At 70.2% G+C, this 25,825-nt stretch carries 22 protein-coding genes; 14 read left to right on the top strand and 8 right to left on the bottom strand.

The features are described from left to right. Window positions 1-9 precede the first annotated feature (9 nt). Window positions 10-444 carry a VOC family protein gene (locus tag BJ998_RS06790; protein WP_184859489.1) on the top strand — a complete coding sequence of 145 codons (435 nt, stop codon included), beginning with the start codon at window positions 10-12 and terminating at the stop codon, window positions 442-444. Between the two features lie 75 nt (window positions 445-519). On the opposite strand, the gene BJ998_RS06785 is transcribed toward BJ998_RS06790, so the two are convergent. After that, window positions 520-1,290 carry a class I SAM-dependent methyltransferase gene (locus tag BJ998_RS06785; RefSeq protein ID WP_184859487.1) on the bottom strand — a complete coding sequence of 257 codons (771 nt, stop codon included), beginning with the start codon at window positions 1,288-1,290 and terminating at the stop codon, window positions 520-522. An 11-nt stretch (window positions 1,291-1,301) separates the two neighbouring features. Next, on the bottom strand, window positions 1,302-2,891 hold the full coding sequence (locus tag BJ998_RS06780) for a PucR family transcriptional regulator (protein WP_184868483.1): 1,590 nt from the start codon (window positions 2,889-2,891) through the stop codon (window positions 1,302-1,304). Window positions 2,892-3,153: 262 nt separating this feature from the next. Here BJ998_RS06780 and BJ998_RS06775 point away from each other — a divergent pair, with 262 nt between their 5' ends. After that, the gene (locus BJ998_RS06775) at window positions 3,154-4,461 is read left to right on the top strand and encodes an aspartate aminotransferase family protein (protein WP_184859485.1); all 1,308 of its coding nucleotides are present in this window, start codon (window positions 3,154-3,156) and stop codon (window positions 4,459-4,461) included. Then, window positions 4,458-5,945 carry a CoA-acylating methylmalonate-semialdehyde dehydrogenase gene (locus BJ998_RS06770; RefSeq protein WP_184859484.1) on the top strand — a complete coding sequence of 496 codons (1,488 nt, stop codon included), beginning with the start codon at window positions 4,458-4,460 and terminating at the stop codon, window positions 5,943-5,945. The genes BJ998_RS06775 and BJ998_RS06770 overlap by 4 nt, the downstream gene beginning before the upstream one ends. Window positions 5,946-6,202: 257 nt before the next feature. Here BJ998_RS06770 and BJ998_RS49065 read toward each other — a convergent pair whose 3' ends face one another. Beyond that, window positions 6,203-7,111 carry a P-loop nucleotide/nucleoside kinase family protein gene (locus BJ998_RS49065; RefSeq protein ID WP_184859482.1) on the bottom strand — a complete coding sequence of 303 codons (909 nt, stop codon included), beginning with the start codon at window positions 7,109-7,111 and terminating at the stop codon, window positions 6,203-6,205. A gap of 51 nt (window positions 7,112-7,162) precedes the next feature. On the opposite strand from BJ998_RS49065, the gene BJ998_RS06760 reads away from it, so the two are divergent. From BJ998_RS06760 to BJ998_RS06750, 3 genes are all read left to right on the top strand, one after another. Continuing rightward, complete coding sequence (locus tag BJ998_RS06760) at window positions 7,163-7,483, top strand: ArsR/SmtB family transcription factor (protein ID WP_184859480.1); 321 nt, start codon at window positions 7,163-7,165, stop codon at window positions 7,481-7,483. Continuing rightward, window positions 7,480-7,938, top strand: a complete 459-nt coding sequence (locus BJ998_RS06755) for an SRPBCC family protein (protein ID WP_184859478.1) — start codon at window positions 7,480-7,482, stop codon at window positions 7,936-7,938. Before BJ998_RS06760 ends, BJ998_RS06755 begins: the two co-directional genes overlap by 4 nt. A 63-nt stretch (window positions 7,939-8,001) precedes the next feature. Then, window positions 8,002-10,071, top strand: coding sequence for a S9 family peptidase (locus tag BJ998_RS06750; RefSeq protein WP_184859476.1), 2,070 nt, complete (start codon window positions 8,002-8,004; stop codon window positions 10,069-10,071). A 101-nt stretch (window positions 10,072-10,172) separates the two neighbouring features. Here the strand turns inward: BJ998_RS06750 and BJ998_RS06745 are convergent, their stop codons facing one another. Beyond that, on the bottom strand, window positions 10,173-10,964 hold the full coding sequence (locus tag BJ998_RS06745) for an SDR family oxidoreductase (RefSeq protein WP_184859474.1): 792 nt from the start codon (window positions 10,962-10,964) through the stop codon (window positions 10,173-10,175). Window positions 10,965-11,068: 104 nt separating this feature from the next. On the opposite strand from BJ998_RS06745, the gene BJ998_RS06740 reads away from it, so the two are divergent. The 4 genes from BJ998_RS06740 to BJ998_RS06725 all read left to right on the top strand — a co-directional run bounded on the left by BJ998_RS06740 (window position 11,069) and on the right by BJ998_RS06725 (window position 14,115). Then, window positions 11,069-11,833, top strand: a complete 765-nt coding sequence (locus tag BJ998_RS06740; RefSeq protein WP_184859472.1) for an SDR family oxidoreductase — start codon at window positions 11,069-11,071, stop codon at window positions 11,831-11,833. Window positions 11,834-11,836: 3 nt separating this feature from the next. Beyond that, the gene (locus tag BJ998_RS06735) at window positions 11,837-12,787 is read left to right on the top strand and encodes an LLM class F420-dependent oxidoreductase (protein ID WP_184859470.1); all 951 of its coding nucleotides are present in this window, start codon (window positions 11,837-11,839) and stop codon (window positions 12,785-12,787) included. Between the two features lie 26 nt (window positions 12,788-12,813). Then, window positions 12,814-13,413 (top strand): TetR/AcrR family transcriptional regulator, encoded by a 600-nt coding sequence (locus BJ998_RS06730; protein WP_312889967.1) that lies wholly within the window; start codon window positions 12,814-12,816, stop codon window positions 13,411-13,413. A 63-nt stretch (window positions 13,414-13,476) separates the two neighbouring features. Continuing rightward, window positions 13,477-14,115: a response regulator transcription factor gene (locus BJ998_RS06725; protein WP_184859468.1), complete on the top strand. Its 639-nt coding sequence runs from the start codon at window positions 13,477-13,479 to the stop codon at window positions 14,113-14,115. A gap of 337 nt (window positions 14,116-14,452) precedes the next feature. Here BJ998_RS06725 and BJ998_RS06720 read toward each other — a convergent pair whose 3' ends face one another. Beyond that, the gene (locus BJ998_RS06720; protein ID WP_184859466.1) at window positions 14,453-15,940 is read right to left on the bottom strand and encodes an alpha/beta hydrolase; all 1,488 of its coding nucleotides are present in this window, start codon (window positions 15,938-15,940) and stop codon (window positions 14,453-14,455) included. A 107-nt stretch (window positions 15,941-16,047) separates the two neighbouring features. Beyond that, entirely contained in the window at window positions 16,048-18,498 is a 2,451-nt protein-coding gene (locus tag BJ998_RS06715) for a GcvT family protein (RefSeq protein WP_184859464.1), read from the bottom strand. Between the two features lie 90 nt (window positions 18,499-18,588). Between BJ998_RS06715 and BJ998_RS06710 the strand changes: the two genes are divergently transcribed. The 3 genes from BJ998_RS06710 to BJ998_RS06700 are packed head-to-tail and all read left to right on the top strand — an operon-like array spanning window position 18,589 to window position 21,994. Next, window positions 18,589-19,494 (top strand): phosphotransferase, encoded by a 906-nt coding sequence (locus tag BJ998_RS06710; RefSeq protein WP_184859462.1) that lies wholly within the window; start codon window positions 18,589-18,591, stop codon window positions 19,492-19,494. Between the two features lie 2 nt (window positions 19,495-19,496). Next, window positions 19,497-21,014, top strand: coding sequence for an amino acid permease (locus BJ998_RS06705; RefSeq protein ID WP_184859460.1), 1,518 nt, complete (start codon window positions 19,497-19,499; stop codon window positions 21,012-21,014). Between the two features lie 17 nt (window positions 21,015-21,031). Further along, window positions 21,032-21,994, top strand: a complete 963-nt coding sequence (locus tag BJ998_RS06700; protein ID WP_184859458.1) for a thioredoxin domain-containing protein — start codon at window positions 21,032-21,034, stop codon at window positions 21,992-21,994. 52 nt (window positions 21,995-22,046) lie between these two features. Here BJ998_RS06700 and BJ998_RS06695 read toward each other — a convergent pair whose 3' ends face one another. Further along, window positions 22,047-23,405: a ricin-type beta-trefoil lectin domain protein gene (locus tag BJ998_RS06695; RefSeq protein WP_184859456.1), complete on the bottom strand. Its 1,359-nt coding sequence runs from the start codon at window positions 23,403-23,405 to the stop codon at window positions 22,047-22,049. On the opposite strand from BJ998_RS06695, the gene BJ998_RS06690 reads away from it, so the two are divergent. Continuing rightward, window positions 23,398-23,559 carry a hypothetical protein gene (locus BJ998_RS06690; RefSeq protein ID WP_184859454.1) on the top strand — a complete coding sequence of 54 codons (162 nt, stop codon included), beginning with the start codon at window positions 23,398-23,400 and terminating at the stop codon, window positions 23,557-23,559. The two genes, BJ998_RS06695 and BJ998_RS06690, sit on opposite strands and share 8 nt — an antisense overlap. Before the next feature lie 117 nt (window positions 23,560-23,676). On the opposite strand, the gene BJ998_RS06685 is transcribed toward BJ998_RS06690, so the two are convergent. Continuing rightward, a complete protein-coding gene (locus tag BJ998_RS06685) occupies window positions 23,677-25,524 on the bottom strand; it encodes a ricin-type beta-trefoil lectin domain protein (protein WP_312889966.1) in 1,848 nt (615 codons plus the stop codon). Window positions 25,525-25,825: the final 301 nt, after the last annotated feature.

Raw genomic sequence — 25,825 nt, 5'->3', positions numbered from 1 at the left:
GGTGGACCGATGGCGTCGGTCAAACAGTTCCAGGTCACCTTCGACTGCGCAGAACCCGAGCGCGTCGCTCGCTTCTGGTGCGAGGTGTTGGGGTATGTCGTGCCGCCGCCACCGGAGGGGTTCGCCAGTTGGGACGATTTCGATCGCTCGCTGCCGGCCGAGCGCCAGGGGGCGGCGTTCGCCTGCGTCGATCCCACTGGTGTGGGCCCGCGACTGTTCTTCCAGCGCGTTCCTGAAGGCAAGGTCGTGAAGAACCGGCAGCACCTCGATGTGCGGGTCGGCACCGGGCTCGTGGGTGAGGAGCGCCTCGCCGCACTCGAGGCCGAGTGCGCACGACTGGTCGCGCTCGGCGCGGTACGCGTGCAACTACTGCGCGCCGACGGCTACAACGAGTCCTGCATCGCGATGCAGGACATCGAGGGCAACGAGTTCTGTCTCGACTGAGGGCCGCGCTGGGCCCGGTCCCGCCACTTCGTCGAGCCGCTGCGCGAGGTCACCGTCGACGACTGCCCACGCGGGTCAGCCGGCCTTGCGGGCCCAGACGGAGATGCCGATGTAGCGGACGTCCACGAACGCGGGGTCGTCGATGAGGGCCAGGCACTCGTCCAGGGCCTCCGGGGTGAACAGGCCCTTGGCGATGAGGTGGGGGCCGGCCTGACGCAGGTTCATCCGCCACAGGTCGTCGGCCAGGCCGCCGAGGCCGATCATCCGGGGCTTGGTCTCCACGTGCACGTCGACATAGCCGAGCTGGGCCATGATGCCGGGCAGCCGGGTGCCCCACTGCATGTCGGCCCCGCGAGCGGTGGCGGACTCGAAGGCGGCCTTGGCGTAGGCGTTCATGGCGGGATACGGGCTTGAGCCGACGGGCAGGGTGTAGATGTCCTCGACGACGAACCAACCGCCGGGAGCGAGCCAGTCCAGGGCACGGGCGACCACTTCGTCCCGAGCGGGCAGGTGGCACATCACGGCACGGGCGTGGATGAGGTCGAACGACGCCGTGGGGAAGGAATGCGCGGTGATGTCGGTTTCGAGGACCGACACGGTGGCAGCGGGCTCCAGATGGCGCACGTCCAGGTCGGCGGCGACGACGTGGGAGCAGCGGTCGGCGAGCCAGCGGGTGACCGACCCCGTGCCGGCGCCGATCTCCAGGCACCGCCAGGACTCCTTGACCGGCAACGACTCCAGGATCGCGAACGTGTCGGGGTCGCGGAACCGCTCCAGCATCCGCAGCCGCTGGGCCTCGGTCGGCTGCTCGGCGGAAAAGGGGCCGCTCGCGTAGGTCTCCACCACGGGGAACGACCCTAGCAGGGAAGATCCATTGCCAGCAGGGCAACGTAGAGCGACAGCATGGACTCCGGATCCTCAAGGGAGACACCGAGAACCGTCTCGATCCGGGCGAGCTGCTGGTAGTAGGCGGTACGGGACATGTGCGCGGCGGCGGCCGCGGCGGACTTGTTGCCGCCGTGCTCGCAGAACACGCGGAGCAGGTCGACCAGGCGGCTGCCCTGGGCGGCATCCCGGGCCAGCAGAGGCCCCAGCTCCCGTTCGGCGAAAGCGGAGAGGCGCTCGTCCTCGCGGAGCAGGTGCAGCAGGCCGCGCAGCCGGACATCGTCGAGGCGGTGGTAGCTGCGCGTGCCGGGGGACCGCAAGGCGGCGTTGGCGACGTGCGCGGCCTCGATCATGCTGCGCCGGCCGTCGGTGATGGAACGGACGGTCGTGCCGACACCGACCACAACGGGGATCGCCGTCGGGGAACTCCTGATCTGAGAAGCCAGCCGCCGCAACGAGGAGTCCACATTGGACTGTGCGGGCAACGACAACAGGGCCCGCACGGAGATGTCGTCGACCCCGCCGACCAGGGCCGGGATCTTGGTGCGGCGGGCGGCTGACGCGGTGGCCTCGGCCAGGTCGCGCAGCGCCTCCTGCGTCGCCGAGGGCGTGGTCTCGGGACGGATCGCCATGCCGACGAGTTGCCGCCCCTCCAAGGGAACACCGAGCGCCCCGGCCCGGGTGGCGAGATCCACCGGCGGCGCGCCGGTGGCCAGCAGCTCGGTGAGCAGGGTGCGATGGGTGTGCCGTTCCAGGCTCTCCCGGTCACGGGCGACGAGCCGGTTCACGGCCAGCGCCGACGCCGCCCGCTCGGCCACCACGACCAGCCGGTGCGGCGGCTCGTCCGGGCTGACCAGCACCAACCGCCCCCAGTCGTTGCCGCGCGCCCCGACGATGGTCACCAGCCAGCCGGCGTCCGGGTGATACGCCGTGCGCTCGGCGACGTTGACGGCCCGCGACCGCTCCGCCCAGTTCGCCAGCAGCTCGGCGACCTCGCCGCCGGCCGGGTCGTACGCCAGCACGTCGTGACCGAGCGTCTCCAACACCACGGGTGCGCCGGTCATCCGGGCCACCTCGCGCAGCACCTCCGACGGCTCCGCCCCGGACACGGTCAGCGCCGTGAACGTCTCGTGCACCTGCTCGGCCGCCCGAAGCTCGGCCAGCTGGGCATCCACGATCATCGCCACCACCGCCTCGGTGACGGCGACGAACCGGGTCTCCTGGGCCAGCGTGATGACCGGCAGTGACCGCCGTTCGGCCGCCGCGACCAGCGCGGACGGCAGCGCGTCGGTCCACCGCCGGACCAGCTCGATCACCACGCCGCTGGCGCCGGCGTCGGCGAGGCCGTCAATGTACGCGGTGAGCTCGGCCGGATCGTCGCAGAGCGCGATCCCCGTGGTCAGCACCAGCTCGCCGCCGCGCAGCAGCGGCCCGATGTCGGCGACCTCGGCCACGTGCACCCACCGCACCTTGCGGTCCAGCCCCGCCGACCCGGCCGCCAGCCGCGGCCGGCCGCGCCGGATCAGCGGCATGGTCAGCACGTCCGACACGGACGGGAACACCGAGCTCTTCGCCAGCTTGGACACAGTGTCAGTCTAGGCCGGTCAACCCGCTACAGGTTGTCCATGGTGGCGATGGTGCCGCGACAGCACACTCACATCGGGACAGGAGTGGTTCGGCCGGCGTGCGAGGCCGCCGCCGATGCCTGGACCGCGGGCTTTTCTCGATCGAGTCTGTCCATCGATCGAGAAAAGCCGAGGGAAGGCATCGGCCGCGTTGGGCGGCCTCGCCCCGCGCGGGACGCGCGGAGAAAGAGGAGGAAAGATGTCGGCGCACGCTGATCTGCTCGCCAGGCACAAGGCCGTGCTACCGGGGTGGCTCGCCCTCTACTACGACGAGCCGATCGAGATCGTGCGCGGCGAGGGCCGCCGGGTCACCGACGCCGAGGGCAACCAGTACCTGGACTTCTTCGCCGGCATCCTGACCAACGCGGTCGGCTACGACATCGCCGAGATCTCCGACGCGGTCCGCGCCCAGCTGTCCAACGGCGTCGTGCACACCTCGACGCTGTACCTGATCCGGCAGCAGGTGGAGCTGGCGGAGAAGATCGCCGAGCTGTCCGGCATCCCGGACGCCAAGGTGTTCTTCACCAACTCGGGCACCGAGGCCAACGAGACCGCGATGATGCTGGCCACCCAGTTCCGCCGCAGCAACCAGGTGCTGGCGCTGCGCAACTCCTACCACGGCCGCGGCTTCGGCACGATCGCCGTCACCGGCAACCGCGGCTGGTCGGCGTCCTCGCTCAGCCCGGTCAACGTCAGCTACGTGCACGGCGGCAACCGCAACCGCGGGCCGTTCAAGGACTTCACCGACGCCGACTACATCAGGGCGTGCGTCGCCGACCTGCGCGAGGTGCTGGCCACCGCCACCGCCGGCGACGTGGCGTGCATGATCGCCGAGCCGATCCAGGGCGTCGGCGGCTTCACCACCCCGCCGGACGGCCTGTTCAAGGCGTTCAAGGAGGTCCTGGACGAGACCGGCATCCTGCTGATCGCCGACGAGGTCCAGACCGGCTGGGGCCGCACCGGCGAGCACTTCTGGGGCATCCAGGCGCACGGTGTCGTGCCGGACATGATGACCTTCGCCAAGGGCCTGGGCAACGGCTTCGCGATCGGCGGCGTCGTCGCCCGCGGCGACGTGATGGACAGCCTGACCGCCAACTCGATCTCCACCTTCGGCGGCAACCCGATCTCCACCGCGGCCGCCAACGCCACCCTCGACTACGTGATCGAGCACGACCTGCAGGCCAACGCCCTGAAGCTGGGCACCAAGCTGATGAACGGCCTGCGCCACGTCGGCGACGAGAACCCGGTGGTCGGCGACGTGCGCGGCAAGGGCCTGATGATCGGCGTCGAGCTGGTGGAGCCCGGCGGCGACGAGCCGAGCGCCCGCGCGGCGGTGAAAGTGCTGGAGGAGACCCGAAAGCGCGGCCTCCTGATCGGCAAGGGCGGCCTGAACGGCAACGTGCTGCGGCTGGCGCCGCCGATGACGCTGACCGAGCCGGAGGCCGACGAGGCGCTGGAGATCCTGGCCGAGTCCATCGCCGTCACCAACGAGGAGCTGTCTCGATGACCACGCACTGGATCGACGGCGAGCTCTGGACCGGCACGGCCGAGCGTCGCGGCGATGTGTACGACCCGGCAACGGGTTCCGTGGCGTCCACTGTGGACTTCGCGTCGGTGGACGTGGTCGACGAGGCGGTCGCGGCGGCGTCGCGGGCGTGGCAGACCTGGCGCGAGACGTCGCTGGCGGCCCGGTCGACCGTGCTGTTCCGGTTCCGGGAACTGTTGAATGCCAACAAGGGCGAGCTGGCCGCGCTGATCACCGCCGAGCACGGCAAGGTGCTGTCCGACGCGGCCGGCGAGGTGCAGCGGGCGCTGGAGAACGTCGAGTTCGCCTGCGGCATCCCGCAGCTGCTCAAGGGCGGTTTCAGCGAGAACGCGTCCACCCGCGTGGACGTGTACTCCATCCAGCAGTCGCTCGGCGTGGTCGGCGTGATCTCGCCGTTCAACTTCCCCGCCATGGTGCCGCTGTGGTTCGTGCCGAACGCGATCGCCTGCGGCAACACGGTTGTGCTCAAGCCCAGCGAGAAGGACCCGTTGGCGTCGATGTTCATCGCCGACCTGTGGGCCAAGGCCGGGCTGCCGGCCGGCGTGCTCAACGTCGTGCACGGCGACAAGGTGGCGGTGGACCGGCTGCTGGAACACCGTGACGTCAAGGCGATCTCGTTCGTCGGCTCCACGCCGATCGCCCGCTACGTCTACGAGACCGGCACCGCCGCCGGCAAGCGGGTGCAGGCGCTCGGCGGCGCAAAGAACCACATGGTGGTGCTGCCGGACGCGGACCTGGACCTGGCCGCGGACGCCGCGGTGAACGCCGGCTTCGGCTCGGCGGGGGAGCGGTGCATGGCCGTTTCCGTTGTGGTGGCGGTGGATCCGATCGGTGACGAGCTGGTCGCCAAGATCGCCGAGCGACTTCCGGGGTTGTCGGTCGGCGACGGGCGCAAGCCGGACAGCGAGATGGGGCCGCTGGTCACCGGCGCGCACCGGGACAAGGTCACGTCCTATGTAGACGCGGGCGTGGCCGAGGGCGCCCGGCTGGTGGTGGACGGTCGACAGCATACAATCGACGGGGATACTGCCGGCTTCTGGCTCGGCCCGACGCTGTTCGACGGCGTGGAGCCGGGCATGTCCATCTACCAGGACGAAATCTTCGGTCCGGTGCTGTCGGTGCTGCGGCGGCCGTCGTACGAGGATGCGGTGGAAGTGGTCAACGCCAACCCGTACGGCAACGGCGTCGCGATCTTCACCAACGACGGCGGGGCCGCGCGGCGGTTCCAGCACGAGGTCGAGGTGGGCATGGTCGGCGTGAACGTACCGATCCCGGTGCCGGTGGCGTACTACTCGTTCGGCGGCTGGAAGCAGTCGCTGTTCGGCGATTCGCACGCCTACGGCCCGGAAGGCGTCCACTTCTACACCAGGACCAAGGTCGTGACCAGCCGCTGGCTCGACCCGTCGCACGGCGGAATCAACCTCGGTTTCCCCCAGAACTCCTGAACCCGCTCACCCCTGCGCGGCGCACCCGTTCACCGGGTGCGCCGCGCAGCTCTATCGTCCCGATGTTAAGAGGAGAGTCTCCTAACTTGATGACGTCACCAACCGCCGCCGCCCTGCGCCCACCGGAGGTTGATGTGAAGCGGTATCTCGACACCACGATCTCGAACCCGCACGACTGAGGAACCTTCGGAAGGGCGCATTCCTGGCGTTCAACGCCAGGAATGCCCCCTTCCCAGCGTCAGGGGTGTCACAGTCGGTTACTCCGTGATGTGGCGCATGACGGCGGCGAAGACCATCTCCTTCGGCTGCACGGTGTCCACGGCCAGCGCCTCGCCGTTCCAGCCCGGGAACGTCGCCTGTCGCTGCCGCACGTTCGACCAGTCGCTGGCGTCGTGCCAGCCGGGGATGCCGCGGCGGCGCTTCTCCAACCTCGTGCGGTGCAGCTCCGCGTCGGAGCACCGGCACACCACCGCCCGGAAGTCCGCGCCGGTCCGCTGCGCGAGGCTGCGCCAGCGTTCCCGGGTGGCGAGCCGCTCGGCGGGATGATCGAGGATCACCGACTGGCCGGCGACAAGTTGCCGCAGCGCCAACGTGGTCAGCAACTCCTCGGCGATCGCCAGCGGCGACTCGAAGTGCCGGCCACCGAACGGTGTCAACGCCCCGAGCACCCAGTCGGCGGCGAACACCGGGACGCCGAGTTCGAGGCCGGCGGCGTCGGCCAGGGTGCTCTTGCCGCTGCCGGGCAGGCCGGAGAACACGATCAGCCGCGCATCCGTTGCGGTGTAGGGGAGATCGTGGTCGGCGAAGTCGACCGGCAATCGCGGCGTCAGGTCGGTGGGCACGAGTCCGGTGACCCACGTGCTGGCGATCCGGTGCGGCGCAGTGCTTTCCACCGTGCACGAGACGACGTCGACCGTGCCGTCGTGCCGGCGGATCCGGGCCCGCGCGGTCGTGTCGGTCACGACGTCGAGCCCGACCACGACAACCGGCGAGTAGTCGGCGGCCCGGCGCCGCGTGACCTGGACGTACCGCTCGGGCGGGACGACGGCGGCGAACTCCGGCGCGAGCACCTCGGCGGCGTCGTCGCCCCAGCCGCGGGCCCCGTCCAGGCCGTCGAGCACCCATTCCAGCCGGGCCACGGCCGGACCGGTGATGAACCGCTGCACATCGCGCACACTACTTGACGGAGAGCATCGGTAAGTCGTAGCTTACGGTTCGTGGCGACTTACCGAACCGACGGGCTCGGCGCGCTCGGGGACCCCACCCGGCGGGCAGTGTTCGAGCTGGTCGCCACCGGGCCCAAGGCGGTCGGCGAACTCGCCCGCGAGCTGCCGATCAGCCGTCCGGCCGTGTCCCAACACCTCAAGGTGCTCAAGGAGGCCGGGCTGGTGATCGACGACGCCGTCGGCACCAGGCGCCTCTACCGGGTCGACCCCAGCGGGGTCGCCGCGCTGCGCGCCTACCTGGACCTGGTGTGGGACCGCGCACTGGCCGCCTACGCGGCCGCCGTCGAGAACACACCCGAGGAGCCGTCATGAGCGTCGTCAAGACCGTCACCGTCAAGGCCGGACAGCAGCACGCCTTCAAGGTCTTCACCGCCGGGTTCGCCACCTGGTGGCCGTCCTCGCACCACATCGGCAAGGCCGACATGGCCGAGGCCATCCTGGAGCAGCGGGAGGGTGGCCGCTGGTACGAGCGTGGCGTCGACGGCAGCGAGTGCGACTGGGGCAGCGTCCTGGTCTACGACCCGCCGAACCGCGTGGTGGTCAGCTGGCACCTCAACGGCGAGTGGGCGTACGACCCGGACCCGGCCAGGGCCAGCGAGGTGGAGGTCCGGTTCATCGCCGAGGGCCCCGACGTGACCCGGGTCGAGCTGGAGCACCGGCACTTCGAGCGGCACGGCGACAACTGGGAGGCGGTCGCCACCGGCGTGAACGGCGACGGCGGCTGGGCCGGGATTCTGCGCGGCTACGCCGAGGTCGCCGGGGCGTGAGCGCCCCGTGTGCCCAACATCGCGGCGGCGTGACCGGGGTGCGGCCGGATAGGGTCAGCGGCTGTGACCGCTGAACTGTCCTTTCCCCGCCAGCAAGCCCGCACGCAGCGATTCTCGCTGGGCGTGCCCAGGGCGTTCACCGTCGCACCGGACGGATCCCGGGTGCTGTTCCTCCGCTCCGCGTCGGGCACCGACCGTCGCACCGGCCTGTGGAGCCTGGACGTCGAGAGCGGGCGGGAGACGCCGCTGTTCGACCCCTGCGCCGACAACGAGGAGCTGTCGCCGGAGGAGCGGGCCCGGCGGGAGCGCACCCGCGAGTCGGCCGCCGGTGTCGTCGGCTATGCCACCGACTCGGCGCTGACCGTGGCGGCGTTCGCGTTGTCCGGCAAGGTGCACGTGACCGACCTGGCCGCCGGCACGACCGCCGAGCTGGCCACCCCCGGCCCGGTGATCGACCCCCGGCCCGACCCGACCGGCCGCCACGTCGCGTACGCCGTGGCGGCCGGCGAGCTGCGGGTGGTCGGCGTGGACGGCACCGGCGACCGGGCGCTGGCCGTGCCGGACGGCGACGAGGTGACGTGGGGCGTCGCCGAGTTCATCGCCGCCGAGGAGATGGACCGGTACCGCGGCTACTGGTGGGCGCCGGACGGGGAGCGGCTGCTGGCCGCCCGCGTCGACAACAAGCCGGTGCAGCGCTGGCACATCGCCGACCCGGCCAACCCGGGAACGGCGCCGGCCGAGATCGCCTACCCGGCCGCGGGCACGGCCAACGCCGACGTCAGCCTGGCGGTGCTGGGCCTCGACGGCTCTCGGGTCGACGTGGACTGGGACCGAGCCGAGTTCCCGTACGTGGCGACCGCACACTGGTCGTCGGGTGGGGCGCCGCTGCTGCTGGTGCAGACCCGGGACCAGCGGACGCAGCGGATCCTGGCGGTGGATCCCGACACCGGCGCGACGACCGTGCTGCACGAGGAGACCGACCCGAACTGGGTCGACATCATGCCGGGCGTGCCGGCGTGGACCAAGGACGGTCGGCTGGTGCGGATCGCCGCCATCGACGGGGCCTGGCGGCTGGTCGTGGACGACGAGGCGTTGACCGACTCCGGCTTGCAAGTACGCTCCGTGGCTTCAGTGACGACCGAAGACATCCTGGTCCGGGCGTCCGAGGACGACCCCACGCAGATCCACACGTACCGAGTGCGCAAGGACGGCGTCGAGCGGCTGTCCGTCGACGACGGCGTGCACGGGGTCGCCCGGGGCGGCGACGTCACCGTGCGGCTGAGCACCGGCCTGGGCTTCTTCGGCACCGTCGCCGAGGTGTTCCGGGGTGACGCCAAGGTCGGCGAGATAGCCTCCATCGCCGAGACGCCGTCGATCACGCCGAACGTGCGGCTGCTGGAGCTGGGGGAGCGGGGCCTGCGGGGCGCGTTGCTGCTGCCCACCGGCTACGTCGAGGGCAAGCTGCCCGTGCTGCTCGACCCGTACGGCGGCCCGCATGCGCAGCGGGTCGTGCAGACGCGGAACGCCTTCACCGCCTCGCAGTGGTTGGCCGACCAGGGTTTCGCCGTGCTTGTCGTCGACGGTCGGGGCACGCCCGGCCGGGGGCCCGTCTGGGAGCGGGCCATCCACCTCGACTTCGCCGGCGCCACCCTCGACGACCAGGTCGACGCCCTGCACGCCGCCGCCGCTCAGTTCCCCTTCCTGGACCTGGAGCGCGTCGCCATCCGCGGGTGGTCCTACGGCGGCTACCTCTCGGCTCTGGCTGTGCTGCGGCGGCCCGACGTCTTCCGTGCCGGCATCGCCGGCGCCCCCGTCACCGACTGGCGGCTCTACGACACCCATTACACCGAGCGCTACCTGGGCCACCCCGACGAGCGGCCCGAGGTCTACGACGCCAATTCGCTCATCGAGGACGCCCCCAAGCTCAGCCGGGACCTGATGATCATCCACGGCCTGGCCGACGACAACGTCGTCGCCGCCCACACCCTCCGCCTCAGCTCCGCCCTGCTGGCGGCGGGCCGCCCGCACACCGTGCTGCCGCTGTCCGGCGTCACCCACATGACCCCGCAGGAGCAGGTCGCCGAGAACCTCCTCCTGCTCCAGGTCGACTTCCTCAAGCGGTCACTGGGCTGACACAACCTCGGCGAGTCACGCTCTGGGACACACCGAATGTAGGTTTCCGGCAGGTGCCCGAAACCTACATTCGGGGTGCTTGAGAGCGTGACTCGCCGGGGTCAGTGGGGGAGTTGGGCGGTGGCGCGGCGCATGCCGGTGAGCCAGCGGTCGACGTCGGCGGCCTTGCGCTGGACGAAGGTGGCGACCTCGGGGTGCGGCAGGATGTGGAACCTCTCCGCGGCGAGGCCCTCCACGACGACGCCGGCGACGTGGTCGGGTTCGAGGATGTCGCCGGAGGCGGCCACCGCCAGGGCGGAGACCTCGCCCTGTTCGATGCCGGGCATGAGCATGTCGGTCCGAACGCCCATGGGGCACAGGACGCTGACCTTGACGCCCTGGTCGCCGTAGGTCACCGAAAGCCACTCCGCGAAGGCGACGGCGGCGTGCTTGGACACGGTGTACGGCGCGTCGCCGGGAGCCATCAGCAGGCCGGCGGCGGAGGCGGTGTTGAGGAAGTAGCCGCGCCCCCTTTGCAGCATCGACGGCAAGGCGGCGTTCGCGGCGTGCACGTGAGCCATGACGTTGACGTTGAGGTTCACCGCCCAGTCGGCCGGTGAGGCGTCCATGCCCCGGCCGAAGGCGACGCCGGCGTTGGAGCAGAACAGGTCGACCGGGCCGAACTCCTTCTCCGCAGCGGCGACCAACGAAGCCACCTGGGCGGCATCGGTGACGTCGGCGGCCACGGCGACGGCACGCGAATCCAGAGAGGCGGCCACGGCGGCGGCGGAGTCGCCGTCGATGTCGGACACGACGATGCCGGCGGCGCCCTCGGCGGCGAACCGGCGGGCCAGCGCCGCCCCGATTCCCCGACCGGCTCCGGTCACCACGACCACGCTGTCGCGCACCTGCATGCCGACGACCTCCTCGCCCGAACGACCAACGACACAGCCCGAAGACTGCGTACCGACTGGTCGGTATTGTACCGTGGGGTCACCCGACCTCAGGAGCGACGAAGATGTCAGGTCTGACCGGCAAGACCGCGCTGATCACCGGCGCATCCCGCGGCATCGGCAAGGCGATCGCGTTCGCACTGGCGGCGCAGGGCGCCAACGTGGTGCTGTCGTCACGCAAGCAGGACTCCCTCGACCAGGTGGCGGCGGAGCTGCTCGAGGCGCAGCCGGGCGCGAAGGTGCTGGCCAAGGCCGCCCACGTGGGCGAGCAGGAGCAGGCCAAGGCGTGCGTGGAGGCAGCGGTCGCCGAGTTCGGCAGCGTCGACGTCCTGGTCAACAACGCCGCCACGAACCCCTACTTCGGCCCGATGGTGGACCTGGACGTGCCCCGCGCGGAGAAGATCGTGCAGGTCAACCAGCTGTCCATCGTGCTGTGGACGAGCCTGGTGTGGAAGGCCTCGATGTCGGCCAACGGCGGCTCGGTCATCAACATCGCCTCGCTGGGCGGCCTGGAGCCGGAGATCGGCATCGGCTACTACAACGCCACCAAGGCGGCGGTCATCCACCTGACCCGGCAGTTCGCCATGGAGCTGGCCCCCACCACCCGGGTGAACGCAATCGCCCCCGGCGTGGTGCGCACCCAGCTGGCCCGCGCGCTGTGGGAGAACCACGAGGACCGCATCAACAAGGCGCTGCCGCTGGGCCGCATCGGCGAGCCGGAGGACATCGCGAAGGCGGCCGTCTTCCTGGCCACCGACGACTCGTCCTGGATGACCGGCCAGACACTGGTCGTCGACGGTGGCGCCTCCGTCCGTCCGCTGGTGGTGTGAGGCATGAGTCGTTGGGGAATCACCCTGCCGCTGGCCGGCATCCCGCTGCCGGCGCAGCGCGACCTGGTCAAGTCCCTGCCCGACCTGGGCTACACCGACGTGTGGTCGGCCGAGACGGCCGGCACGGACGCGTTCACGCCGCTGGCGCTGGCCGCGGAGTGGGCGCCGACGCTGCGCCTGGGCACGGCCATCGCCCCGGTCTACACCCGCGGCCCCGGCCTGCTGGCCATGCAGGCGGCGACCATCGCCGAGCTCGCGCCGGGCCGGTTCACGCTGGGCATCGGCTCGAGCTCGCCGGTGATCGTGCAGGGCTGGAACGCCCGCGAGTTCACCGAGCCGTTCGCGCACGTCCGCGACACGCTCCGGTTCCTCAAGCCGGCGCTGGCCGGCGAGAAGGTGGACGGCGACTTCGGCTCGTTCAAGGTCAGCCGGTTCAAGCTGGAGCGGACGCCGGAGCAGCCGCCGCAGGTCATGCTGGCGGCGCTGCGCCCGGGCATGCTGCGGCTGGCGGCCAAGGAGGCCGACGGCGCGATCACGAACTGGCTCGCGCCGACGGACGTGCCGAAGGTGCGGGCCGAGCTGGGCGCCGGCAAGGAGCTGGTGGCGCGGGTCTTCGTGTGCCCGACGGACGACGTGGCCGCGGCACGGGCCCTGGGCCGGATGCTGATCAGCAGCTACCTGACCGTGCCGGCCTACGCGGCGTTCCACGACTGGCTCGGCCGCGGCGAGGACCTGACCGAGATGCACCGGCTGTGGGCGGCCGGCGACCGCAAGGGCGCCAACGCGGCGATCCCGGACCACGTGGTGGACGACCTGGTCGTGCATGGCAGCCTGGACCGCTGCCGCGAGCGGGTTCAGGAGTACGTCGAGCACGGCCTGGACACTCCGGCGATCATGGTGTTGCCGACCGGCGCCGACCAGTTCGACGTGGTCAGGGCGCTGGGCCGTCCCTGATTGGGCCAGAGAGTGAGGGTGGGAGCGTGACCAAGGCATCGCAGGGGCGCGGCGAGCTGACCCCGATGGAGAGCCGCATCCTGCGCGCGGCGGTGAAGCTGTTCGCGGAGAAGGGCTTCGACGCCACCACCGTGCAGGAGGTGGTGTCGCACGCCGAGGTGACCAAGGGCGCGCTCTACCACTACTTCGACTCCAAGGACGACCTGCTCTACGAGATCTACCACTCGCTGATCGGGCTGCAGACCGCCGACCTGGACCGGATCATCGCCGAGGGCGCCAGCGCCAAGGAGACGGTCCGGGCCATCATGGTCAACCTCGTCGTCACGACCGCGGCCCGCATCGACGAGACGGCGGTGTTCGTGCGGGAGATGCACAAGCTGGACTCCGAGCGGATGGCGGCGTTCCGCGCCGACCGCCGCCGCTACCAGCGCACGTTCCGGGACGTCATCGCCAAGGCGCAGGCCTCCGGCGAGTTCAGCTCGGTGGTGCCGGCCGACACGGCCGTGCTGATCGCGCTCGGCGTGGTGAACCAATTGCCGACCTGGTATCGGCCGGACGGCCCCAAGTCGCCCGAGCAACTGGGGGCCGAGATCGCCGATTTCGTGCTGGCGGCCTTGGCGACCTGACCTTCCGGCACAACTGACGCCGAATGCTGGGTGCGAGACGGGTGGGCATACCATCATTTGCCCATGACGGCTTTGGACACCCCGATCGTGCGCGTCGTGGTCGCCGAGGACCGCGCGCCGGTCAGATCCGGCCTGGACGCCGCGCTCGGGCACTTACCCGGCGTCGCCGTGGTCGGCACGGCGACGCACCATGCCCAGGTACCCCCGCTCCTGGACCGGCTCCGACCCGATGTGCTGCTGCTCGGCCTGGCGCTGCCCGGCGGAGACCCGGTCGAACTGACCCGCGCGGTCCGCGCCGAGCACCCGGCGACCGCGGTGATCGTGATCGCGGTGGTGCCCGCGACCAACGACCAGGTGCTGCCGGCGCTGCAGGCCGGCGCGGCCGGCTGGCTGCCGCCGACGGCCGACCGCGACACCGTGATCCGCGCCCTGCGCGCGGTCGTCGCCGGCGCTGGCGCCGGCACGCCGAGACGCCCGGTCGGCCGTGACCACCGGGGCGAGCTGACCGCCCGCGAGGCCGACGTGCTGCGGCTGGTCGCCGCCGGCCTGACCAACGCGGAGATCGCCCGCCGGCTCAACGTCAGCGAGGCGACCGTGAAGACCCATCTCAACCACGCCTACACCAAGGTCGGGCTGCAGAACCGGGCCGAGGCCGTCGAGTACGCCAAGCGGCACGGGCTGGGGCCCGCCGACACCTGCTGACGGCATGGGCGAACTTACCCATGCCGGATGGGCATTACCGGGCCTGTCGGAGCTCGCCCGCCGGCCGCGATACTTCTCCACGTGCCCCGTTCGGGGCCTGGGGAGGGGAATCCGATGCAGGAGCCGGAGTTCGGCATCGTCGCGTGACGCGGAGGGGCTCCCGTGACCACGGGAGCCCCTCGTCGTCACGTCAGGACCCGGCCGGTGGCACCGCGCCGCAGTTCCGTTGGCACGCAACGGAACCAGCGGCCCGCTGCGCCGACGGCAGTCGGCGGCCGGCGCCAGGACGACCGTCGTCCTCACGGGTGTCCCTTCGCGACGGGCGGACTTCCACCGCTCAGAAGCCGGTGGCGGGCAACGGAGAGTGCTGGCCGGCGAAGCCGGTGGTGTCCGGCGGCACCGCCGGGCAGTGCGTGCCCCTGGCCGGCATCTTTCCCGAGATCAGGTACTGGTCGGTGGCGTCCACCACGCACGGGCTCTTGAAGTACTGTCCGTGGCCCCAGCCGTCGTAGGTGAGCAGCGTGGAGTTGCGGATCTGGCTGGCCGCGCCGACCGACCACGCGTACGGGGTCGCCGGGTCGTGCTTGCCGCCCACGATCAGGATCGGCGGCGTGCCGTGGACCCGGTACGGGTGCTGCGGGTTGGCCACCTTGGTGGTGCCGATGCAGCCGGTCGCCGCGCCCCAGCCGATGCCGGAGATCCGCAGCGTCGGCGCGATCCTGTTGTCGATGCGCCGCTGCGCCGCGACCGAGGCGGCGTTGGGCAGGTCGAACTTCCAGTCCGAGCAGAACGCGAACGGGAAGTACACGGGGACCTGCGTGTCGGCCTTGGGGCCGAAGGCGGGCTTGCCGTCGGCCAGCGCCTTGAGGTCCTGGGCCAGGTACTGCCACGCCGGCCCGTACAGGTAGCCGACCGGGAAGTCCGAGAGCTGGTCCGGGGTGATCGGCCGCCCGCTGTTCGGGTCGACCAGCGTGCCGGCCTGCGCCCTGGCGTAGAGCTGGTTGAACAGCGCGTTGACGTCCTGGCCGTGCAGCACGCAGGTGGCGTCACGGTCGCACCACTTCACGAACTCCTGGAAGGCGTCCTCGTCGGTCTGCGCCTCGGTGGCGAGGAAGCCGGTGGTGTTCTGGCTGTGGTCCATGTTGCTGTCCAGCGCCAGTGCCCGCACGTGGTCGGGGAACATCTCGGCGTACTGCTGGCCCATCAGCGTGCCGTAGGAGACGCCGTAGTAGGTCAGCTTCTTCTCGCCCAGCCCGGCCCGGATCGCGTCGATGTCCTTGACCACGCTGATGTTGTCCACGTGGTCGATCAGCGGCCCGCTGACCTTGCGGCAGTCGTCCACCAGCTTCTTGCGGAACGCCACCGCGTCCGCGTAGCCCTTGGGCGTGTCCGGGGCGTCGGTCGGGGCCTGGCCGAGAACCGAGCTGTCGCACTTGACGGCCTGGCTCTGGCCCACGCCGCGCGGGTCGAAGCCGATGACGTCGAACCGGTCCATCAGCTGCGGCGAGAACATGTCCGGGCTGGCGAGCAGCGTGGCCACGCCCGGGCCGCCGGGGCCGCCCGGGTCGAACACCAGCGAGCCGATGCGCTCACTGGGCACCTTGGCCTTGCGGCGGGCCAGGGCCAGCGTGAACGTGCCGTCCCCCGGGTTGTCCCAGTTGATCGGGAGGACGAGCTTGCCGCAGTCGACGGTCGCATCCTGCGCACAGGGCGCCCAGGTGATCGTCGGGGTCTGCTGCGCCGGCGCCGCGTTCGCGGGCACGGCCGTCGACATGGCGGCGAGCGCCACCACCGGCAGCGCGAGCGCTGCTCGTAATGTCTTCATTTGTGATTCCCCTCAGTACGTGGCTGCCACCACAGATACCAGGAGGACCAGACCAGTCAAGGGATTCGGGGGTTAACCCCCGCGGACCCCTTGACTGTTAACGGCTCTCAGGCCCTGACCCGCTCGCCCTTCGGGTCGAACAGCGGATCCCGTGCCACCACGCCGTTGACCCATTCGCCGAACAACTCCACCGAGAGGTCGGCGCCGATCGGCGTGTTCGCCGGCAGGTAGGCGAACGCGATGGGCTTGTCCACCGTGTAGCCGAAACCGCCGGAGGTGACGCGCCCGACGACCTCACCACCGATCCGCACCGGCTCGCCGCCCAGCGGCACCGCGTGCGGCTCGTTCAGCGTCAGGCAGCGCAGCCGGCGGGTGATGCCACGCTCCTTGGCCGTCAACAGGGCTTCCTGACCCAGGAACGGCTTGTCCTTCTTGACGCAGAAGCCCAACCCCGCCTCGAACGGATTGTGGTCCGGGGTGAGGTCGGAACCCCAGAGCCGGTAACCCTTCTCCAGCCGCATGCTGTCGATCGCCTTGTACCCGGCGGCGATCAGCCCGTGGTCCTGGCCGTACTCCCACAGCGTCGACCACAGCGCGGCGCCGTACTCGGCGGAGGCGTAGAACTCCCAGCCCAGTTCGCCGACGAACGTCACCCGCTGCGCGGTCAGCGGCACGTCGCCGACGGTGATCTGCCGCGCCGTCATGTACGGGAACGCCTCGTTGTCCAGCGCGGCCGGCGTCAGCTGGGCCAGGATGTCGCGGGAATTCGGGCCCCACAGGGCGAAACACGTGTACTGGCCGGTGATGTCGGTGATCCGCACCGAGCCGTTGTCCGGGGCGTGCCGGCGCAGCCAGGTCAGGTCCCGCGAGCCGTACGCGGTGCCCGTGACGATCATGAAGACCTGTTCCTCCAGCCGCGTCACGGTGAAGTCGCACTCGATGCCGCCGCGCGAGTTCAGCGCCTGGGTGTAGGTGACGCTGCCGACCTCGCGGTCGACGTCGTTGTCGCACAACCAACTCAGCAGCTTCGCCGCGCCCGGCCCGGACACCTCGATCTTGGCGAACGAGGACTCGTCGAACAGTCCGGCCGCCGCGCGGGTGCCGCGGTGCTCCGCGACGATCGCCGGCGACCAGCCCATGCCGGCCCAGCCACGCGGCTGCATGAAGTCGTCGCCGCCGTACATGTTGTTCTGGTAGTAGTCCACCCGCTCCCAGCCGGACTTCTCGCTGAAGTGGGCCTGCTGCTGGGCGTGCCAGCCGTACACCGGCGACACCCGCAGCGGCCGGCCGGCCGAGCGCTGCCGGTGCGGGAACGGGATGTCGTAGTACGTCTCGTAGTTCTCGGTGACCCGGGCCAGCGTGTAGGACGGCGACCGGTACTGCCGGCCGAACCGGCGAATGTCCATATGGGACACGTCTAGCTGGGCCTCGCCGGCCACGATCCACTCGGCCACCACCTTGCCGATGCCGCCCGCGCCGGCGATGCCGTGCGCGCAGAAGCCGGCCGCCACGAAGAAGCCGCCGATCTCGGTCTCGCCCAGGCAGAACTCGTTGTCCGGGGTGAAGCCCTCCGGCCCGTTGATCAGCTTGCGGATGCCCAGGTCGGCCATCACCGGCACGCGCATCGCGGCGTTCTCGCTGATCTCGGCGAACCGCTCCCAGTCGGCGGCGAGCAGCTTTCCGTTGAAGTCATGGGGAATCCGGTCCAGCCCGGCGCCGTCGAGCGACCAGGCGCGGGAGTCGCGCTCGTAGCCGCCCATCAGCAGCCCGTCGACCTCCTCCCGCCAGTACACCAGGTTGTCCGGGTCGCGCAGCGTCGGCAGGTGCGTGCCGTCCCGCTCGCGCACCGGCTCCGTGACCACGTACTGGTGGGACATCGGCACGATCGGGATCCGCACGCCGGCCAGCCGGCCGATCTCGGCCGCGTACATGCCGCCGCAGTTGACGACGACCTCCGCCTCGATGTCGCCCTTGTCGGTGCGGACCTTGGTGACGCGGCCCCTGACGACGTCGATGCCGGTGACGCGGGTGTGCTGGTGGATGCGCACGCCGCCCTTGCGGGCCCCGGCGGCGAGCGAGTAGGCCAGCTGTGAGGGGTCCACGTAGCCGTCGGTCGGCAGGTACGAGCCGCCGAGCACGCCCTCGGTGCTCATCAGTGGGAACAGCTCGCGGGCCTGGTCGGCGCTGATCTCCTCCAGCGGCACGCCGAACGCCCGGGCCCAGCCGATCTGCCGGCGCACCTCGGCCATCCGGTCCGGGGTGCAGGCCAACCGGATGCCGCCGCACTCCACCCAGCCGGGCGGATGTTCACCGGCCTGCAACTCGGCGTACAGCTGCGCGGAGTACTGGTTCATCCTGGTCAGCGTCGGATCGGCGCGCAGCTGGCCGACCAGTCCGGCCGAGTGGAAGGTCGAGCCGCTGGTCAGTTCGTCGCGGTCGACCACGACCACGTCGCGTTCGCCCAGCTGGGCGAGGTGGTAGGCGACGCTGGCGCCACCCACACCGCCACCGATGATCACGATCCTGGCCCGGTCGGGAAGTGCCCTGTCAGCTGCCACGACGCCCTTGTTACCGCATCGGGTTGACGCTGGCCAGCCACGGGCCGACACTTGCTGATCACGTTTGTCGCGGCGCGGGGAGGCGATCGGATGCTGGACGAGATCGTCGCCCGGGTGCCCGAGTTCGCCGGGCCCGTCGAGCTGACCGTGATCAAGGGCGGGCTGAGCCACCGGGTGGTGCGGGTGGACGCCGGCGGACGGCGGTTCGTGCTGCGGGTGCTCGACCCGGCCGTCACCGAGGCGGGCCTGGGCGTGTCGATGGACCAGGAGATCGCCAACACCGTGCTGGCCGCCGAGACCGGCGCCGGGCCGCGGGTGCTGCGCGTGCTGCCCGACCAGCATGCTCTGGTGCTGGAGTACGTGGACGGCGTGACGCTGTCGGCGGCGGACGTGCCGTGCCGGCTGGAGGGGATCGCCGCGGCCTGCCGGCGGCTGCACTCCGGGCGGCCGTTCGGCAACGAGTTCGACATCTTCGACAAGCTCGCCGAGTTCCTCGCGCTGTGCGACCGGCACGGGCTCGGGCTGCCCGACGGCTACGCCGAACAGCTGCCGCTGGTGGCGAGGATCCGGGAGGCGCTGTCCGCCCGCCCGCTGCCGCGGGTGCCGTGCCACAACGACCTGCTGGCCGAGAACTTCATCGCCGACGGCGACCGGGTTCGCATCGTCGACTACCAGCTGTCCGGGCAGAACGACCCGTGTTTCGAGCTGGGGGACATCGCCGCCGAGGCGCTGCTGGACGTCGACGGCGTGACGCGCCTGGCCGCCGCGTACTTCGGCGCCGCGCTGACCGACCAACTGCTCGCCCGGGTGCGCCTGTACCTGACGATGTCCAACGTGACCTGGACGCTCTGGTTCCGCGTCCACAGTGGACTTCTCGGCGGCCGGGCCGCGGCCGACTTCGACTACGCCGCCGAGGCGGCCGCGAAGTGGGGGCGGGCGCTGAGCGATCTCGGCGACCGCGGGTTGGGAGAGTTGCTGGACACCGTGCGGAGGTAGCCGTGAGCGAGCAGGTCGACGACAACATCGACGACGACGCGAAGACCCTGGCGCGACTGGGCTACCGACAGGAGCTGCGCCGGACGTGGAGCGGCTTCTCCAACTTCGCCATCTCCTTCTCCATCATCTCCATCCTGTCCGGGTGCTTCACCACATTCGGGCAGGCCTGGAACAACGGCGGCCCCGTGGCCATCTCCTGGGGCTGGCCGGTGATCTCGGCGTTCATCCTGATCATCGGGTTGTGCATGTCCGAGCTGGTGTCCGCGTTCCCGACCGCCGGCGGCATCTACTGGTGGGCGTCGCGGTTGGGCCGTCCCGTGCACGGCTGGTTCACCGGCTGGCTCAACCTGGTCGGGCTGGTGGCCGTGACGGCGTCGGTCGACTACGGCTGCGCCACGTTCATCTCGTTCTTCCTGTCCCTTGTGGACTCCGGTTGGGAGGGGACGCTCAACCAGATCTTCGTCATCTTCGTGATCGTGCTGGCGCTGCACGCTCTGATCAACATCTTCGGCAGCCACCTGGTGGCGTTGCTGAACAACGTGTCCGTGTACTGGCACGTCGTCGGCGTGGTCGCGGTGGTGGCCATCCTGGCGTTCGCGCCGACCTCGCACCAGAGCTTCTCGTTCGTGTTCACCGAGCGGATCAACAATTCCGGCTTCTCCGACGGCACCTACTGGTTCTACGTGCTGCCGCTGGGTTTCCTGCTCACCCAGTACACCATCACCGGCTTCGACGCGTGCGCGCACATCTCCGAGGAGACCAAGGGCGCCGCCCGCACCGCCGCCCGGGGCATCTGGCAGTCCATTCTGTACTCCGCCATCGGCGGCTGGGTCCTGTTGCTGGCCTTCCTGTTCGCCGCCACCCACGTCGACGAGATCAACAAGCAGGCCGGCTTCGTCGGCTCGATCATCACCACCGCGCTGAACTCCAACCTGGCCATCGTCGTCGTCGGCATCTCGGCCATCGGCCAGTTCTTCTGCGGCATGAGCTGCGTGACCAGCACCTCCCGGATGGCCTACGCCTTCAGCCGTGACGGCGCCGTTCCCGGCCACCGCCTGTGGTCCCGCCTCAACTCCAACCGGGTTCCCGTCAACGCCGTCATCGGCGCGTGCGTCGCCGGCCTGGTGCTGACCCTGCCCGCCCTGTACAAGAGCTCCGCCGGCGTGCCCACCGCCTTCTACGCCGTGGTGTCGGTGGCGGTGATCGGCCTGTACCTGGCCTTCCTCATCCCCATCGCCCTGCGCCTGCGGGCCGGTTCGTCGTTCGTGCCCGGCCCGTGGACCCTCGGCCGCAACTACAAGTGGATGTGCTGGACCGCCATCGTCGAGATCGTCATCATCTCGGTGTACTTCATCCTGCCCACCGTCCCCGCCGGCGTTCCCGGCGACGCCGGCTTCAGCTGGACCGCCGTCAACTACGCCCCGCTCGCCGTCGGCGGTCTGGTCCTGCTCATCGCCATCTGGTGGTTCGCCTCGGCCCGCAAGTGGTTCACGGGACCCAAGCACACCGTCGAGATCTAGGTTTCTATAGTTCGCGCGTGGACGTTGTCGAGCTGTTGAGCCAGATCGCCGCCGACGGGGACTACAACGTGTTGTCCCTGCGGAACATCGGGCCGGCGGAGCTGACTGCCGTACGCGAGGCGCTGTCGGAGCCGTCGCTGCGGGAGGCGGCGCTGGCCGTGCTCGCCGCGCTCGACGAGCCGTTCGATGCGGCGCTGGTTCCGGCGGAGAAACCGTTGCCGCTGAACGAATGCGAGTTCTGGTACGCCTTGCCCACCAGTGACCGGGCGGCCGTGCTCGATGCGTTCGGGCTGTCGTCGCCGGTGCCGGTGACGATGCGCATGGGACGCCTGGCGTGGCGGTACGACTGGTTCCGGCACGGCGAGGAGCACGGCCGGTGCGGCCGGATCTACGTCAGCCCGGTGCTGAACGGGTGGACCCTGGTGTTCGGCGAGCCGTCGGCGGACCACCACACGCGGGGCACGCTCCCGCCCGGCGAGGACGATCCGTACGAGGTCAAGCAGATGTGGGCCGACGAGGCCGCGCATCGGGTCGTGCGCCGGGACAGGTGCGCCGAGCTGAGCCGCCGGTTCGGCGCGGCGCACCTGTACCTCAGGAGCTACGGGGACTCGACGACGTCGTGGTTCATCGCGGAGAACGGGGAAGTGATCCGCTGGTACGACGTGGAGGTGCCGGAGGAGCGGATCGGGCCGCCGCACCCGGGCGAGGAAGGCTTCCGGCTGCCGCACGAGCAGAGCCCGTGGCCCCGGAACTCCTTCGACGACATCCTGCTGAACCACGTGGGAAAGGAGGCCGCCATCAGGTTCCAGGCCCGCTACCGCGAACTGCAGGCCGAGTACAACGTGCCCGACGCGTGCGACGCCAACGACGTCGCCTCACGGCTGTCGGTCCTGCCCCGGGACATCGGCCCCGCCACCTCGGTCGAGGGCCTCGGCGTGCTCGCGCGGACCGCCTGCGCGAGGGAGCAGCCTTTCGGCTGAAGGGAAAGGGGCCTGCCCTGGCGTTGGCAGGCCCCTTCGTCTCGCGGTCACCTCAGGAGTTGACGGTCCACTGCTGGTTGGCGGTGCCGGCGCAGGTCCAGATCTGCAGCGGGGTGCCGTCGGCGGAGCTCTGGTTGGTGGCGTCCAGGCACTTGCCGGAGCCGGTGTTCACGAGCTCGTGTTGCGCGTTCTGGGTCCACTGCTGGGCCCCGGTGCCGTTGCAGTCGTACAGCTGCACCTTGGTGCCGTTGGCGGTGCCGGCGCCGGCCACGTCCAGGCACTTGCCGAGGGCCTGGAAGCTGTTGCCGGAGTGGGCCCAGGTCTGCGCGGCGGTGCCGTTGCAGGTGTAGAGCTGCACCTGGGTGCCGTTGGCGGAGTTCGCCCCGGCCACGTCGACGCACTTGCCGCCGATCCCGGTGATGGTGTTGCCGGGCGGGGGCGGCGGAGGCGTGGTGCCGCCACCGGTGATCTGGTTGAAGGTCCGGGAGTAGGCGTAGCCGGTGCCCTTGTCGTAGCCGTCGACCTCCCAGAACGCCAGCTCCTGCACGCCGTTCTGGGCGGCGAAGGTCTCCAGGGTCTGCGCGTCGGCCTGGCTGAACATCGCGCCGTCGTCGTTGCGGCCGGCGATCGGCGTGAGCCCCATCTTGGCGTACGCCGCCGCGGTGGAGATGCCGAACATGCTGGAGATCTGGTTGGCCGCGTTGCGGGCGGCGGACAGCGCGTCGTTGATCACCGGCTGGCCGTCGTAGAAGTCCATCACCATCAGGTTGATGACGCTGATCTTCACGCCCTTGGCCTTGGCGTCGTTGAGCAGGTTGATCTGGTCGCCCTCGAGGCCGTCGGAGCCGACGCCGAGCGTGAAGTCGACCTGCACGGCCGGGTTCTGCGCCTGCAGCGCCGCGAGTGCCTGGTCGCGCCGGGCGTTGGAGGCGGTGTCCCTGATGACACTGCCCTCGATGTCGAAGTCCAGCCGCGGCGTGCCGTACGTGTTGACCACGTTCGCGTACGCGGCGGTCAGGTTGGACACGTTGGTGCAGGTCTGCGCGACCTCGCCGCCCTCGGCGCCGCCGAAGGACGGGATCACGTTGCCGCCCGCGTTCTGGATCGCGGTGATCTGGCTCTTGAAGCCGCCGACGCCGTTGCCGGAGTCGGCCTCCCACACCTGGTTGCAGCCGCCGTTGGGGGTGAGGAACGCCAGCGTGTAGAACTTCGTGCCGGTGGCGCTCAGGTCGGCCTGCATGTCGCCGACGGTGCCCCCGCTGATCTGCAGGTAGGGGGCGGAGTAGTGGGCAGGGAAGGCCGCACCCGCGGCCGGGGCCGCCGTCGCGGCCGGTGAGCCGGCCAGCATGGCCGCGGACGCCGCCACCGGCAGCGCGGCCGCCAGCACCGCTCTCGTCCTTGTGATGCGCATGGTCGATCTCCTACGGGTATTGCACGGCCGGATCGTGCAGGCAGGGGTGGATATCCGGCATTTCCCGGAAAGGCACGCGAGCGGCGACGGCGGTGAAGAACACGTGTCGATTCCGTGCGGTATTTATACCGACCGATCGGGCACCGATCAATAGGGCGTTCGGACGTAAAACCGCAGGTCAGGGGCGGTTTTTGGAATGCTGGAACCGTCCCGGCGCGTCGCGGGCGGAACGCGCGACGAGCCGGGACGGAGAATTCGGGCGATCAGGACGTCAGTTGAGCGTCCACTGCTGGTTGGCGGTGCCGGCGCAGGTCCAGATCTGCAGCGGGGTGCCGTCGGCCGAACTCTGGTTGGTGGCGTCCAGGCATTTGCCGGAGCCGGTGTTGACCAGTTCGTGCTGCGCGTTCTGGGTCCACTGCTGGGCCCCGGACCCGTTGCAGTCGTACAACTGGACCTTGGTGCCGTTGGCCGTGCCGGCGCCGGCCACGTCCAGGCACTTGCCCAGCGCCTGCAGCGAGCTGCCGGACTGGGTCCACGTCTGCGCCGCGGTGCCGTTGCAGGTGTAGAGCTGCACCTGGGTGCCGTTGGCGGAGTTCGCGCCGGCCACGTCGACGCACTTGCCGCCGATGCCGGTGATGGTGTGGCCGCCCGGCGGCGGGGTGGTGCCGCCGCCCTGCGTGCCGGTCCAGGTGAACGTGGCGCTGGTGGCCGCCGGGATCGAGTAGGTGAAGGACTCGTTGCCCCAGTTGACCCGCACGCTCTGCGCGCTGCCGGAACCGTTGTAGGCCACCAGGGCCTTGGAGCCGTCCGGGTTGATCCACGCGACGTTGCGCACGGCGCCGTCGTTGGAGGCGATGCGGGTGGCGCCCGGCTTGACGAACTTCGTCAGCTGGCCCATGTCGTAGTACTCGACGGTGTAGTCGACCTGGCCCCGGTTGTCGTTCTGGTGCACGGTGACCAGGCCGGTGCAGACGTCGCAGCCGCCGTTGTGCGGGCCCATGTGCTCGTCGACGGCGAGGCTCCACTTCACCACGCTACGACCCCAGTTGCGGGTGTAGTCGATGATGTTGTTCATGTCCTCGGCCTGCTGGTTGCCGATCCAGGTGCCGCCGGAGTGCTCGGTGTCGTAGGCGTTCACCGACGGGTACTGGTTGTGGATCGTCGTCTGCTCGCCGGCGTTGCCCTGGTTCGGGTTGTCGTAGCCGTGCCACGCGACGCCGCCGAAGTTCGGGTCGTTGCGGATCGACGCGTCGTTGAGGGTGGGCGCGCCGAAGGAGTTGTAGGTGCTCCAGTTCCAGTCCAGCGCCAGCACCTTGGTCGACAGCCCGGCGTTGTGCAGGGCGGGCAGCAGGTTGTTCTTGGCGAAGTAGGCCAGGCCGTCGCCGTTCCAGTTCATGCCGGGGTAGTTGCCGCCGACCGTCGGCTCGTTCTGCTCGGAGACGTAGTCGATCGGGATGCCCTGGGCGGCGTAGCCCTGGATGTACTTGACGAAGTACTGCGCGTAGGCCGGGTAGTACTGCGACTGCAGCCAGCCCTGGATGTAGGAGTTGTTGTCCTTCATCCACGGCGGCGCGGTCCACGGCGAGCCCATGACCTTCAGCTGCGGGTTGAGCTGCTTGGCCTGCTTGGTCAGCGGGATGACGTCGACCATGTCGTGCGACAGGCTGAAGTTGTTGAGGTTGGGGTCGGCGGCGCCGTCGTCGTAGGTGTAGCTGTAGCGGGCCAGGTCGGACGCGCCCATGGGGTTGCGCAGGAAGCTCAGGCCGATGCCGTTGACCGGGTCGAACAGCTTCTGCATGGTGGCGTTGCGGGTGGCCGCGGACAGCGCGCCGCTGGAGTTCATCAGGTACGCGGCGGTGTCGGTGAACGACGCGCCGGCGCCCTCGAACTGCTGGTACCGGGTGTTCTCGTCGACCGTGATGGTCTGCTGGCCGGACCCGGTGCCGGCGGTGAAACTGATCGGGGACTGCTGTTGCAGGCCTCTGGTGACGTTGCGGCCACCGGAGTCGTTGGTGGTGGTCAGCCAGACGTTGACGGACTCGTTGGCGGCGTTGGCGGCCGGGGTGGCCATCATTGCAGCCACGAGTAACAGGGGCACGACGAGCAGCGTTGGTCGCACGGCAGCACCTCGGTTCGACAGGTTCGCAGGGTCCGTCGGTGTGTGAGGCTCGGTGGCGGTGCGCGCGTCACACCTTATTTCGGGTCATGATTTAAGTGGCGAACTCTAGTCGCGTCAAGGGGGAAAAGTGCCACCGGTCACACCTGTCCGGGTGGCGGGCTTCCACCTCGCGCACTCGGTGTGGTTGACTGTCTGCGGTCGCATTCTGTGTTCGTGTCGTATCCACGCTCGCGGAAGAAGTCGCGGGCGGTGGTCCTCCTCGCAGGGAACCGGGTGAAGTCCCCCGTCCGCGATCAGACCC

It is taken from the genome of Kutzneria kofuensis (assembly GCF_014203355.1).
Classification (GTDB): Bacteria; Actinomycetota; Actinomycetes; order Mycobacteriales; family Pseudonocardiaceae; genus Kutzneria; species Kutzneria kofuensis.
Note: the sequence above shows the minus strand (reverse complement) of the source record. Positions and strands in the feature narration are given on the sequence as shown.